The 12,525-nt window shown below is 42.0% G+C and carries 14 protein-coding genes; 11 read left to right on the top strand and 3 right to left on the bottom strand.

The features are described from left to right. The first annotated feature begins 158 nt into the window (after positions 1-158). From fabG to BUB11_RS19085, 3 genes are all read left to right on the top strand, one after another. Positions 159-902: a 3-oxoacyl-ACP reductase FabG gene (gene fabG, locus BUB11_RS19095; protein ID WP_073031382.1), complete on the top strand. Its 744-nt coding sequence runs from the start codon at positions 159-161 to the stop codon at positions 900-902. A 1,038-nt stretch (positions 903-1,940) separates the two neighbouring features. Continuing rightward, positions 1,941-2,576, top strand: coding sequence for a 3'-5' exonuclease (locus BUB11_RS19090; RefSeq protein ID WP_242947613.1), 636 nt, complete (start codon positions 1,941-1,943; stop codon positions 2,574-2,576). A 42-nt stretch (positions 2,577-2,618) separates the two neighbouring features. Continuing rightward, positions 2,619-2,774 carry a toxin-antitoxin system YwqK family antitoxin gene (locus tag BUB11_RS19085; protein WP_084110408.1) on the top strand — a complete coding sequence of 52 codons (156 nt, stop codon included), beginning with the start codon at positions 2,619-2,621 and terminating at the stop codon, positions 2,772-2,774. Between the two features lie 83 nt (positions 2,775-2,857). On the opposite strand, the gene BUB11_RS19080 is transcribed toward BUB11_RS19085, so the two are convergent. Beyond that, positions 2,858-3,091, bottom strand: coding sequence for a hypothetical protein (locus BUB11_RS19080; protein ID WP_073031377.1), 234 nt, complete (start codon positions 3,089-3,091; stop codon positions 2,858-2,860). Between the two features lie 589 nt (positions 3,092-3,680). Here BUB11_RS19080 and BUB11_RS19075 point away from each other — a divergent pair. The 8 genes from BUB11_RS19075 to BUB11_RS19040 all read left to right on the top strand — a co-directional run bounded on the left by BUB11_RS19075 (position 3,681) and on the right by BUB11_RS19040 (position 11,702). Beyond that, entirely contained in the window at positions 3,681-5,243 is a 1,563-nt protein-coding gene (locus tag BUB11_RS19075; protein WP_073031375.1) for an ABC transporter substrate-binding protein, read from the top strand. Positions 5,244-5,331: 88 nt separating this feature from the next. Then, the gene (locus BUB11_RS19070) at positions 5,332-6,348 is read left to right on the top strand and encodes an ABC transporter permease (protein ID WP_073031373.1); all 1,017 of its coding nucleotides are present in this window, start codon (positions 5,332-5,334) and stop codon (positions 6,346-6,348) included. A gap of 3 nt (positions 6,349-6,351) precedes the next feature. Further along, a complete protein-coding gene (locus BUB11_RS19065; RefSeq protein WP_073031370.1) occupies positions 6,352-7,284 on the top strand; it encodes an ABC transporter permease in 933 nt (310 codons plus the stop codon). 14 nt (positions 7,285-7,298) lie between these two features. Continuing rightward, positions 7,299-8,285, top strand: a complete 987-nt coding sequence (locus tag BUB11_RS19060) for an ABC transporter ATP-binding protein (protein WP_073031368.1) — start codon at positions 7,299-7,301, stop codon at positions 8,283-8,285. Further along, a complete protein-coding gene (locus BUB11_RS19055; protein ID WP_073031365.1) occupies positions 8,282-9,244 on the top strand; it encodes an ABC transporter ATP-binding protein in 963 nt (320 codons plus the stop codon). Before BUB11_RS19060 ends, BUB11_RS19055 begins: the two co-directional genes overlap by 4 nt. A gap of 106 nt (positions 9,245-9,350) precedes the next feature. Further along, positions 9,351-9,821, top strand: a complete 471-nt coding sequence (gene mntA / locus BUB11_RS19050; RefSeq protein WP_073031362.1) for a type VII toxin-antitoxin system MntA family adenylyltransferase antitoxin — start codon at positions 9,351-9,353, stop codon at positions 9,819-9,821. Further along, positions 9,763-10,008 (top strand): type VII toxin-antitoxin system HepT family RNase toxin, encoded by a 246-nt coding sequence (hepT, locus tag BUB11_RS19045; protein WP_073031360.1) that lies wholly within the window; start codon positions 9,763-9,765, stop codon positions 10,006-10,008. The genes mntA and hepT overlap by 59 nt, the downstream gene beginning before the upstream one ends. Positions 10,009-10,256: 248 nt before the next feature. Beyond that, positions 10,257-11,702 carry a DEAD/DEAH box helicase gene (locus BUB11_RS19040; RefSeq protein ID WP_073031357.1) on the top strand — a complete coding sequence of 482 codons (1,446 nt, stop codon included), beginning with the start codon at positions 10,257-10,259 and terminating at the stop codon, positions 11,700-11,702. A 131-nt stretch (positions 11,703-11,833) separates the two neighbouring features. Here the strand turns inward: BUB11_RS19040 and BUB11_RS19035 are convergent, their stop codons facing one another. Further along, positions 11,834-12,133, bottom strand: coding sequence for a hypothetical protein (locus tag BUB11_RS19035; protein WP_073031355.1), 300 nt, complete (start codon positions 12,131-12,133; stop codon positions 11,834-11,836). After that, positions 12,114-12,332 (bottom strand): hypothetical protein, encoded by a 219-nt coding sequence (locus tag BUB11_RS19030; RefSeq protein ID WP_073031353.1) that lies wholly within the window; start codon positions 12,330-12,332, stop codon positions 12,114-12,116. The genes BUB11_RS19035 and BUB11_RS19030 overlap by 20 nt, the downstream gene beginning before the upstream one ends. Positions 12,333-12,525: the final 193 nt, after the last annotated feature.

The following is a 12,525-nucleotide window of genomic DNA, read 5'->3' as shown; positions in this document are numbered from 1 at the left end:
AGGAGTATAGTGATGAACTGCCGCGATTAAAGGTCTGATTTTTTTGATTATTCCTATTGATTCTGGCAGGAGATCAAGGGAAGATATGGAAAGTTTAAACAAATGAAGTTTTACAAATGAAGTTATCAAATTGCATCCGAAATAAGGAGGGAAAATTTATGACGAAATTATTAAACAAAGTGGCGGTTGTAACAGGAGCGGCCCAAGGTATTGGTGCTGCCATTGTAGCGCGGCTATTGGAAGACGGTGCTTCTTCAGTAGTGGCTTTGGACATTAACCAGGAACAACTGGACCAAACAGTTAAGGAATTGGACACTGGGGGAAAAAGAGTTATACCTATGAAATGTAACATCGCAGATAGAAGCGAAGTAAATGAAGTATTCAGCAAAATCTATGAGACACTTGGCAAAGTAGATATACTTGTCAACAATGCAGGAATCACCAGAGATGCTATGTTTCATAAAATGACAGAAGATCAATGGGATTCGGTTATATCTGTAAACCTTACTAGCGTGTACAATTGTTGTCAGGCAGTAGTTGCCAAAATGCGTCAGCAGAAATATGGGAAAATAGTCAACCTTTCCTCAACATCTGCTTGGGGTAATGCAGGACAAGTAAACTACAGCGCCTCTAAAGCGGGTATGATTGGTTTAACCAAGTCTCTTGCCAAAGAGCTGGGAAATAAAAATATCACCATTAATGCGATAGCCCCAGGACTAATAGATACAGAGATGACAAGGGTCATGCCTGAACCCATGAAGTCCATGGCAATTATGTTATGTCCTGCGGCCAGAGCCGGAAATCCGTCAGAAGTTGCCTCAGTGGTATCATTTTTGGCTTCAGATGACTCTAGTTTTGTTAATGGTGAATGTATCAAAGTCTGTGGAGGATTCTTGATGTAATGACAAGCTGCTTTGCCGGGGGGTGTTATTAAGGATAAACAAGAAGTATGCTCCACGTTGAATAGGCGCGGGCATGCTTCTTTTGTACGATTGCATTATTGGATTCAGACACGTCACAAGGCCTTTAAAAAACTTCTTAAAGGCACTTGACAGGAACCGGATTTCAGCTATAATAAAGGCATAAAGAGTCAATCATAAGATTCAGATTTGCAAAATAACTTATTGGTCGCGTGCTAGGTAAAGTTTCGATTCATCGAAGGTTTAGGCATCGCAATTAATTAAGTCGATGCTGAATTTCGAAGAATTGGAGCCGCCTAGAAGGGTGGTTTTTGTTGTTATAATGAGAGATTTCCCGCAAAGTTCCTCTCACTATTTAGAAGTCAGTAGTAGTTTGGTCTTTGGGAAAAGCGTGTTGGAAAGTCGTTGTTGAGTCCGCATGTCAATGAGCTCGGTAAGTCTAGTCCGAAGATTATCCTAATTGTTGTATGGTTTTTCAAGTTACCTGTTGAGTGATCTGAAATCTAAAACTTCTCCTTAGTGACTGTTTTTCGATTGTTCCTGGTTAGAACCTAAAGTAATTGAAGAAATAGTGGAGGATTTGTCCAGATTAGTTTCATTACCTTAAAAGCTTAGTTTTTGACTGGTTTGCGTTTAGTTAGGTCAAAGTATTGAGATTCCCTTACTAGTTGGTTTACAGAGTGACATTTATCTTGTTTTGTTTTCGTAGTTGTAAGGAGCTTTTGCTACAACCCTATTTACTCCGGTGAAAAACGTATAGGTTCAGTTTGATTGACGATTAATCTAGAGCCGTGTATCCATTAATTCTGGAGGAACTTTGCGGGATTTAATTTTGAAGGCTACTCAATGAGTGGCCTTTTTTCTATGAGCACACTTCCTACCCGAATTAATGGCGAATCAGCTTTCTGGTCCAATTGCCAATGGAGCAAGCACATTAAAGCAGGGTTTAGCTGAAAAACGCAGAATAAGGTCATTGGTAGACTTTTATACAGAAAAGATTTGATTGGCATACTCAAAGGATTGGGAAAACAGGAGGAAATTTTAATGAGGGCCGTGTGTATAGATTTTGAAACAGCAAATAATTTTATCGGAAGTGCATGCTCAGTGGGGATTGCAGTTATCGAAGAGGGTAAGATAATCGATACCAAGTATTGGCTTATAAAACCACATCTGGAGTATTGCTACTTTGATCCTTACAATGTCATGATCCATGGAATTAAAGAGGAAGATGTTAAGAACGCTCCGGAATTCGATGTGATTTATGCGGAACTCAAACCGCTCTTTAAAAATGCTTATGTTATTGCGCACAATGCGTCTTTTGATATGTCAGTATTGCGCCATGTATTGGACTTATATGAAATCCCATATCCAGAAGTAGAATATTTATGTACATATAAAACGGCGCTAAAGACCTGGAGCGGTTTAGACAACTACAAACTTGATACAGTTTGCAAATTTATAAATCATGATTTTGAGCATCATAACGCCTTAGAAGATGCTGCTGCTTGTGGAAATGTTTTATTGTCAGCATTATCTGAAAGGGGAGTGTCCTCTATAGACGAACTCGCTTCTCTTGTAGGAATGAGGCTCGGAAAACTGTACGCCGGGGGATATAAGCCTTGCAGCATAGCGAAGAAAACAAGTAAAAGGGCATAGGCGTAAACAGTAAGAGCAGAAGGTGCTTACGAAAATGAACTAATGGCAGGGGAATGGAAGTTCTATAGGGAAACGGGTCAGTTATGGCAAATTGGAAGTTTTGAGAATGGCAAGAAAAATGGGAGTTGGGTAAGGTACGATAAGAATAAACAATTAGAATATGAAGAAGAGTTTGTGAATGATAAGAAGATAAAATAGGGTCTTACGGCGAAAGCCCCAGCATTGCTGGGGCTTTTGAAATTCATTGAACGAGTTTACTTTTAACGGCACAGCTGCATAATTTACAAATTTGCTTGCGAACGCTGTTTCAAGGTCTGTCTTCCTTTGTCAATTTGTTTACGGATATTCAGACAAATATCAATGAAAGCAGCTTTATCGAGTTCTGCAGATTTATCAGGTAATGAATAAGTTGGTAACGCCTTATCATTCTTGATATCAAAAACAAAAATTTTATTTTGATCTGAGACATATTCAAACTCGATTTTGTTATTTACAAAAACTAAAGAGACGGACATAGTTCTACCTTCTTTCGTGATTTTAATTAATTATATATCTTTTGGCAGACTTATGAAATGAAATTAGGGATTAAGAATCATTTAAATTCTAAGTATTATGTATTGAATGTGATGGGCTGTTATTGGCCTACTGCAAAAGATCTCAATGATCAAGCTATGACACTTGAACACTTATTGCCTGAGCCAAGTTATAATCTGCTGAAAAACTTTTCTTTATATTAAAGGAATCTTTCCAATTGAAGTAAGTTACTTTAAAGTTAATACTTATTAGATGAATATAATTATAATGATCAAATGTGTAGATTGGAGATAAAATATACTTAGTTTTTGTCGGTTTGTCAGACGGTCTGTAATACAACACAGTAATGTATAAATTAACTGAAGTATACTAAGAATATGTAATGAAAAAATGTGACGTAACCATACATTGGGGATATCCGCTTGTAATTTTCAATTATCAAATAATTAAATAGAAATTATAGTTTTATTAGCAAATGAAGTATTGCGCATACAATTTTATGGTGTCACTATTAAAAAAGTGACGGTATATTGTATTCTGAAATCAGAAAGTAAAAAAGGGGAGAAAAAAATGAAGAAATTCAAAAGGATCGCTGCTCTTGTTCTGTCAGTAGCTCTCGTCGGGATTTCCTTGACCGGCTGCGGAGGGCCTAAGGCAAGCAGTGACACAGCACCAAAGGCAAGTGATACCCTGATCTATGCTCAGGGCGCAGAGCCAAGAGGGCTGGACCCGGCAATGGTCGACGACGGTGAGTCGGCTAAAGTAATGATCAATATCTATGATGGGCTTCTAAAGTACAGCAAAGATTCCACAAAGGTTGAGCCTTCTCTTGCTAAAAGTTGGGATGTGAGTCCGGACGGCCTTACATATACGTTCCATCTGCAAGAGGGCGTAAAATTCCATGACGGCACTGATTTTGATGCCGATGCTGTGAAGTTTAACATCGATCGCCAGTTGCCTCCCCAGGTGACTGCGGACATGGCTTACGCATCGTTTGTTTACGGTTCCGTGAAAGATGTTCAGGTTGTGGACAAGAACACAGTCAAAGTCAATCTGACAGCTCCCAGCACGCCTTTCCTCGCCAATCTGGCCATGGTTATGAGTGCACCGATTATCAGCCCCAAGGCTTTAAAAGACAATAACAACAATGTGAACCAGGCACCGGTTGGTACAGGTCCTTACAAGTTTGTAAATTGGGCAAAGGACGAAAACATTGTTTTAGTTCGCAATGACGAATACTGGGGAACCAAGGCCCTTACCAAGAATGTTATTTTCAAATTTATTAAAGACAACTCAGCACGCGTAGTTGCTTTAAACAATGGCGAGGCTGATATGATTGATGGTATTGATGCCACTGTGGTTAAACAGATCACTGACGCAGGCAATAAAATCTTCCAAGCCCCGGGTATGAATATCAATTACATGGCTTTCAACACATCCAAAAAACCATTTAACGATCCTAAGCTTCGGGCTGCTATTTCTCAGTCTATCAATGTCCCAGAAATGGTGAAGAGCCTCTATCAAGGTTACTCCGAACCTGCAACTTCCGTTCTGCCCACCTTTATGGAAGGGTACGACAAGAGCATCGCTCAAGTACCATACGATGTCGAGGCTGCTGCCAAAGCGATTAAAGCATCAGGCTTAACTTCCGTAAAATTGATGACTTACACCAACCCCAGACCCTATAATTCAGCAACAGGACAAGCGTTGGCTGAAGCGGTTCAAGGGTATCTTTCCAAAGTAGGCGTCACCTGCACTATCGATTCTTATGACTGGACAACTTATAAGGAAAAATTAAAAGCAGGCAATTATGATATCTGCTTCTATGGTTGGATCGGAGATAACGGGGACCCAGATAACTTTATGTATCTGTTAGCTCACGAAGACCCCACCATGAACGTTGCACTCTACAAAAATCCTGAATTTAATAAGTTAATTGTCAAGGGTGTGGAAACTCCTGCCGGTGCAGATCGCATTGCGATTTATACCCAACTGGAAAAAATGGCTGCTGCAGACGCTGCTTGGCTTCCAATTTCCCACGCTGAAACACTTTGTGCCTACAGACCGAATATTAGTGATTTCTACTTCCATATGACCGGTGTTACACCGTTTGTTGGCGTATCGAAGAAATAACTCTGTTTTCGTATTGTGAATTTAGGCTGCCGAGAACCGGTCTTCAAACCGGTTCCCGGTTTTGTTTTTTGCTGAAAGGTTGTTGTAAATGCTCAAATATATCTTTAAACGAATCTTGATGTTAATTCCCGTATTGATTGGGGTTTCCATTATTGTGTTTCTCATCATGCGCGTCTTTTCACCGGATCCCGCTCCGATTGTTTTGGGCCAGCACGCAACGCAGGAAGCTGTCGAGGTGTGGCGACAGGCAAATGGACTGAATGATCCGATTTACCTGCAGTATTTTCATTATATTACAGGTGCTCTAACCGGCGATCTAGGTACTTCTTACTATACCAAGATGCCCGTCACTAAAGAGATTTTTGCCCGTTTTCCGGCCACAATCGAGTTGGCTTTAGTTGCTATAATGCTTGCTTCTTTTTTCGGTATCCTTATTGGTGTGATTTCTGCGGTGAAAAAGAACTCAATTTTCGATAATGCCGGTATGTTTATTGCTCTCATCGGCGTTTCAATGCCGATTTTCTGGCTTGGTATTTTGCTGATTATTTTCTTTTCAGGCACCTTGCATTGGCTTCCCTCGAGCGGAAGAATTGACCCTTTGTTGCAGCCGTTAGATATTACGGGTTTTTATTTAATTGACAGTCTGATGACAAACAATATGGACGGCTTTAAGGATGCTTTTCGGCATTTGGTGCTGCCGGCAAGTGCCCTGGCAATGTATTCCATGGCCATCATTGCCAGAATGACCCGCTCTAGTATGCTGGAAACCTTGCAGCAGGATTTTATTCGCACTGCCAGAGCCAAAGGAATTTCAGAAGGCAGAGTGATTATCAGGCATGCTCTTCGCAATGGCTTGATTCCCATCGTCACGGTTATTGGACTGCAACTTGGCAGTCTTCTCGGCGGTGCTGTGCTAACGGAAACAGTGTTCTCCTGGCCCGGGATCGGTGCCTACACCGTGGCCTGCATCCTAAAATCGGATTTTCCTGTGGTGCAGGGGGTTGTCTTGCTCATTGCTTCAATTTTCGTGCTTGTAAACTTGATTGTTGATGTGTTCTATGCATTCCTTGATCCACGTATTAAATATTCTAAAAAAGAGGTGTAGCTTGTGGCTAAAGATAATAGTGCGAATTCAGCTGAGAATTTGATACAGGCTGCAGAATATGTGGAGAAACCGGAATCGCAGCTGAAAGAAATGTGGGAAACCCTTAAGCAGAATAAGGCCGCAGTTGTTGGTCTGGTTATCATCGCTTTGCTGGCCCTGATTGCCATTACTGTATGGATAAGTGAGCTAATAGGAATACAGATATTGCCCTATGATCCCAATTATTCCGATATGACTAAAAGCTTTATCTGGCCAAATGCCGAGCACTGGTTTGGCACGGATCAACTGGGCAGAGACGTGTTCAGCAGAATTATTGACGGCACAAAGATCTCACTGTTTGTGGGAGTTACGGCCGTTGCGATTTCTCTTTCCATCGGAGTTCTGTTAGGATCCATTGCGGGGTACCGCGGGGGCAAGACGGATGCTCTCATTATGAGGACAATGGATGTAATGCTGGCTATTCCGTCTATTTTGCTGGCCATCGCCTTTATGGCGGCGCTGGGCAAAGGATTGGACAAGGCAGTCATTGCCATCGGTCTAGTTTCCATTCCGGAATATGCCCGAATAGTTCGAGGAAGTATTCTCTCAGTCAAAGAAAATGACTATGTCCAAGCTGCAAGGGTCATTGGCAATGGAGACAGTCGTATTATTTTCAAGCATATTTTGCCGAATATTATTTCCCTAATTGTCGTCCGGGCCACCCTGGGTATATCCAGTGCTGTGCTAGACACTGCGGCACTTGGCTTTTTAGGTTTGGGTGTTCAGCCACCGTTTGCCGAGTGGGGCGATATGCTGGGCAGAGCAAGGGGTTTTATTTTCACTGCACCCTATACACTGATTTTCCCCGGTATTGCTATCACCATTACTGTACTGGCGTTTAACCTCTTTGGCGACGGACTTCGAGATGCCCTAGATCCGAAATCCAGAATAAAATAAGGGTGGTGAATAGGATGTTACTGGAAGTTAAAAATTTAAGAACGGAATTCAAACTGAAACGTGGCACTGTAAGGGCCGTCGATGATGTCAGTTTTACTATAGATAAAGGCGAGATTCTGGCCATTGTTGGCGAATCCGGCTCAGGAAAAAGCGTGACATCCCTTTCCCTTATGGGACTAATCCAGAAACCGGGCGGAGTTGCCGGCGGAGAAATCTTATTTAAATCTCAGGATTTGACTAAGTTGAGCCAAAAAGAACTGCAAGAAATCCGTGGCAATAAGATCTCAATGATATTCCAAGAACCGATGACCTCTTTAAATCCGGTTTGGCGTATCAAGGATCAGATCATGGAAAACATTATGACTCATATGAAAATGTCCAAAAAAGAAGCCCTGGCACGTACTGTTGAAATGCTGGATACAGTGGGCATACCTTCCCCGGCCGAACGTGCCAACGACTATCCCCATCAAATGAGTGGTGGAATGCGCCAGAGAGTCATGACCGCTATGGCACTTTCCTGCGAACCGGATCTTTTGATTGCCGACGAACCCACTACGGCACTGGACGTAACAATTCAGGCTCAAATTCTGGAGCTGCTTTATCAAATGAGGGAAAAGTTTAATATGGCTGTTCTGCTCATTACCCATGATTTAGGCGTTGTTTACGAAGCAGCCGATCGGGTTATCGTAATGTACTGCGGTAAAATTGTGGAGGAAGCCGACGTAAAGACCCTTTTTGAGCACCCTCAACATCCTTACACCGTGGGTTTGCTGCAATCTATTCCTCAAATCGATAATGAGAGTGATGAACATTTATTCATGATCAAAGGTATGGTGCCTAACCCCTTGCATATGCCGCCAGGATGTTCCTTTTCCGACCGTTGCGACCGTTGCATGGAACGTTGCACTAAAGAAATGCCGGAGTTGCAAGAGATAAATGGGCACAAGGTACGTTGCTTTTTATATGACAAAGCCGAGGAAGGGGAATTGAGCGCAAAATGAACGAAGTATTAATGAAAGTTCAAGACCTTTCCAAGTATTTTACCATTGATACTGATTGGCGCGGCAAGCCCGTTTCCGTTTTGAAAGCAGTTGATGAAGTGTCCTTAACCATTAACAAAGGGGAGGCCTTCGGCTTAGTTGGTGAATCGGGTTGCGGGAAAACAACCCTGGGTAAAATACTGGTCAATCTCTACAGTCCTACAAGCGGAAAGATATTTTTTGAGGGCAAGGAACTGTCTGCTCTAAATAAGAAACAGCGCCGTTCCTATTGTAAGGATATCCAGATGATTTTCCAGGATCCGTACGCTTCTTTGAATCCCAGAATGACAGTTGGGGATATCATCGCCGAACCGATCATCATCAACAAGCTGCTTCCGATGAGTGAAGTGGAAGAGCGGGTCATCTTTCTCTTAAACTGTGTGGGTCTGGCAAGACACCAGCGCAACCGCTTTCCGCATGAGTTCTCCGGCGGTCAGAGGCAGCGGGTGGGGATTGCCCGTGCCCTGGCTGTGGAGCCCAAGCTAATCGTCTGTGATGAGCCGGTTTCCGCCCTGGACGTTTCCATCCAAGCCCAGGTCTTAAATCTGCTAGATGATTTAAAGGAAGAGTTTAAGCTTACTTATCTGTTTATTGCTCATGGCTTAGGGGTAGTCAAACACATCAGCGACAGGGTAGGGGTAATGTACTTGGGGAAACTGGTTGAAATCGCTCCGAAAAAAGAGCTTTACGCCAACCCACTGAACCCTTACACTCAGGCTTTGCTTTCGGCTATTCCCGTCATTAATTCGGAGAAAAAAGAACGCATTATCTTAAAGGGCGACGTGCCCAGTCCGATTAACCCGCCCGCCGGCTGCCGCTTCAGTTCCCGCTGTTTTAAGGAGTTTGGACCTTGTAAACTAAATGCACCGAAACTGAAAGAAGTTTCTCCCGGCCATTGGGTCGCCTGTCATTTGTTTTAAATAATCGAATTGTCTTGAGTGACGGATATCGCGATAGTAAAATTTTTCCATATGCCTTTTTTGTTCACATATGCCATGCTATAATGGGACAAGGGGGGACATATCTATGCGAAAGGTACCCGTGGAGCTGCAATCATGGAAAGAATTTTTTCGGGCCCGAGTTGAGATAGCTGCTGTTTATTTATTTGGATCACTTGGGACAGAGTTTGAGCATCCACAGAGTGACATTGATTTGGGGGTAGTTTTTACTCGCCCAGTTACATTATCGGAAGAGTTGGAGCTGGATGGAGCCTTAAGCCTTCATATTGGTCATGATCGAATAGATTTGGTAAATCTTAATCGCTCACCTATCGCTTTACAATTTCGTGCACTCCGGGAAGGCATGCTTCTTTACGAGGGAGATTATGTAAAACATAGCGATTTTATTGAATGTGTGATAAAGGCTTATCCTGACTATGCAGTTAAGTATGCAGTATTCGCTCGAGATTACGAGTTGGCTCTTAAGGAGGAATACAGTCATGGTGGTAGTAGCAAGAGAGCGGTGGGGAATCCCCAATACATCTGCAGAAGCTGTTAAGCTATTAATAAAACATGGGATATTGGATAAAGATAAAGAACACTCGCTAGTGCAAATGGTGAAGTTCCGCAATCGAATTGTGAACCTGTACCAAGAGGTTGATGACGCTGAGATTTATCGGATTTTACAAGAAAACCTTAAGGATATAAAAGGGTTTATCCAGGCAGTGATAAACAGATTTTTTTAACTCAGCAAATCTATGAGTATCAGCTATCCCGCTTAGAGAAGCCAGGCCTTAGGAGCGCAAACTCCTAAGGCCTTTTTGGGCTGTTCCGAGAACTGCGGGATTCAGAGGGGATTTCAAGAAGATAAGCATAAATTTGCTTAAATATGAATTTGCATTATAATTTAGTTTGGATTATTTAAACTGTGTTTAGTAATCTTATACTTTGAAAGCCAGTATCAGGAAACGCATAATGAAAGAGAGACCTCTAAATGAACAAGGGTAATTTTAACGACTATCAATTAAGTAGTGAGTTATTAAAAGCAATTAGCTTATTGAATTTCACCAGTCCCACTAAAGTCCAGGAGCAGGTGATCCCGGCTGTCTTGGCCCAAAAGGATATCATCGTCAAGTCCCAGACCGGAAGCGGAAAGACGGCGGCCTTTGCCATTCCTATTTGTGAATTAGTGGATTGGGAGCAGAATAAACCCCAGGCATTAGTGCTTACCCCCACCAGAGAACTTGCAGTTCAGGTCAAAGAAGATCTGTTTCATATCGGCAGATTTAGAAGAATAAAAGTAGCAGCAATTTTTGGGAAGTACCCTTTTCATGTTCAGGAAAAAGAACTTAAACAAAAAACCCATGTTGTGGTTGGAACCCCGGGTCGCTTGATCGATCATATCGAAAGAGGGACCTTGGATATATCAAATATAAAATACCTGGTCATCGATGAAGCAGATGAGATGCTGAATATGGGTTTTATCGAGCAAATCGAAACGATCATTGCCAACTTGTCTCAAGAGCGGGTGACCATTTTATTGTCAGCGACAATGCCCCAAGACATCAATGTTTTATGCAGTAAGATTATGAAAAATCCCATCCGCGTGGAAATCGAAGAACAGAATCCGGCGGCAGATCGGATCACTCAGGAAAGATATCTTGTCGATCAGACAGACAAGATGAAACTTTTGAGAGATCTGACGATTATTGAAAACCCGGACAGCTGCATGATATTTTGCAATACTAAACAAACGGTTGATGAAGTTTACACTGAACTCGTGAAGCTGGACTATGCTTGTGAGAAGATTCATGGCGGAATGGAACAACGAGATCGATTGAATGTTATGAAGGATTTTAAACAAGGGTATTTTAGATATCTATGTGCGACAGATGTTGCCTCGAGAGGTCTGGATATAGAGGACATTACCTTGGTCATCAATTATGACATCCCATACGACCGAGAAAGCTATGTTCATCGGATCGGAAGAACAGGCCGAGTCAACAAACTGGGTAAAGCCATAACCTTTGTTACCAAAAATGAAGATAAGTTTTTAAAGGAAATCCACGACTACATCGGCAAAGAGATTCTTTTAAAGGAAAGACCGGAAGAAGAAACGGTACATAAGTCGAAACCAGATTTTATGGAGAAAAACAATGCGTTGCCAGAAATCAAGGAAACAAAAGGCGTGCAGCTGAGCACCGAAATCATGAAGATCCATGTGAATGCCGGGAAGAAAACAAAGATGAGGCCCGTCGATATTGTGGGCACGCTTTGCAGTATTGAGGGCATAACTGCGGCAGATATCGGGATCATCAATATCCTGGATGTATCAACCTTTGTCGAAATCTTAAACAATAAAGGGGAGTTGGTGTTGCAGAATCTGCAAAACACTCCGATTAAGGGCCGGCTTCGGAAGGTAAGCAAAGCGGACAGGTAAAAGGAGCCCTGATTTAGATCTCAACTCTCGGTAAAGTGCCGAACACTCAAAAACAAGGTGTTTCGTTGTTTAGCGGAACACCTTGTTTAATATTGAACACCAATCAAGAAAAAGCAATTTTCCATAACAACCTATTTCATAGTAAATTCGGTTGCTATCGCGTTCGTTAGCATTTCTTTCCAAGAATTAAATTTGGTAGTTTTTACTACATGAGCATCTATGTCTTCATCTGAGATAGCCTCATAATCTTCTTCAGAATTTACTTCAAATCCACCAGATGACAGCAACTCGTCAATGGAATCAAACTGTGTGTACTGTTGCATAAATTGAGACGAAAAAAGATCGGTAAATGGAATTGAACCTTCTGCGGCATTAGCTGCATTTTGCTGTTGATCGGACTCAGCTTCAATATTATTGAAATCCTCCCTCAAAATGGTCACCTCTCCCTTGATTTTCTTTACACTTTAGTATTGTCCATAGGGGTTGACCACGATACCATAATTCGCATTTCTCGGTAACTGGACAAATGTTTTTAAAGGCATTATCGACAGTACTTAGAAATTCTTCAACACTTTTAATTCGAGTGCTGCATTGGGTTACTGGACCAGGGACGGAATTCACTCCATTCATTCCTACACCTCCACGATAGTTTATGAGTGGGGGTGTTAGGATGTGAGATTTTGTCCTGAAATGTTGAAAATCTAGGATTTCACATTAAACGAATGATCGTTTATTTGAGTGGTTAAAAGAAGTGGATAGTCTGGCCCTTGCCAATGCCCAACTCCAAAAAGAGCATTTGGAGCGGACAAGATGCGTTAGATGT

The sequence above is a fragment of the Desulfosporosinus lacus DSM 15449 genome, from assembly GCF_900129935.1.
Classification (GTDB): Bacteria; Bacillota; Desulfitobacteriia; order Desulfitobacteriales; family Desulfitobacteriaceae; genus Desulfosporosinus; species Desulfosporosinus lacus.
Note: the sequence above shows the minus strand (reverse complement) of the source record. Positions and strands in the feature narration are given on the sequence as shown.

Bases quoted from the DNA above. Each gene is read 5' to 3' on its own strand.
- BUB11_RS19055 (WP_073031365.1), top strand. From the start codon at position 8,282: ATGAACGAAGTATTAATGAAAGTTCAAGACCTTTCCAAGTATTTTACC.
- BUB11_RS19040 (WP_073031357.1), top strand. From the start codon at position 10,257: ATGAACAAGGGTAATTTTAACGACTATCAATTAAGTAGTGAGTTATTA.
- BUB11_RS19080 (WP_073031377.1), bottom strand. From the start codon at position 3,091: ATGTCCGTCTCTTTAGTTTTTGTAAATAACAAAATCGAGTTTGAATAT.
- BUB11_RS19060 (WP_073031368.1), top strand. From the start codon at position 7,299: ATGTTACTGGAAGTTAAAAATTTAAGAACGGAATTCAAACTGAAACGT.
- BUB11_RS19085 (WP_084110408.1), top strand. From the start codon at position 2,619: ATGGCAGGGGAATGGAAGTTCTATAGGGAAACGGGTCAGTTATGGCAA.
- BUB11_RS19030 (WP_073031353.1), bottom strand. From the start codon at position 12,332: ATGAATGGAGTGAATTCCGTCCCTGGTCCAGTAACCCAATGCAGCACT.
- BUB11_RS19070 (WP_073031373.1), top strand. From the start codon at position 5,332: ATGCTCAAATATATCTTTAAACGAATCTTGATGTTAATTCCCGTATTG.
- mntA (WP_073031362.1), top strand. From the start codon at position 9,351: ATGCGAAAGGTACCCGTGGAGCTGCAATCATGGAAAGAATTTTTTCGG.
- BUB11_RS19075 (WP_073031375.1), top strand. From the start codon at position 3,681: ATGAAGAAATTCAAAAGGATCGCTGCTCTTGTTCTGTCAGTAGCTCTC.
- hepT (WP_073031360.1), top strand. From the start codon at position 9,763: ATGGTGGTAGTAGCAAGAGAGCGGTGGGGAATCCCCAATACATCTGCA.
- fabG (WP_073031382.1), top strand. From the start codon at position 159: ATGACGAAATTATTAAACAAAGTGGCGGTTGTAACAGGAGCGGCCCAA.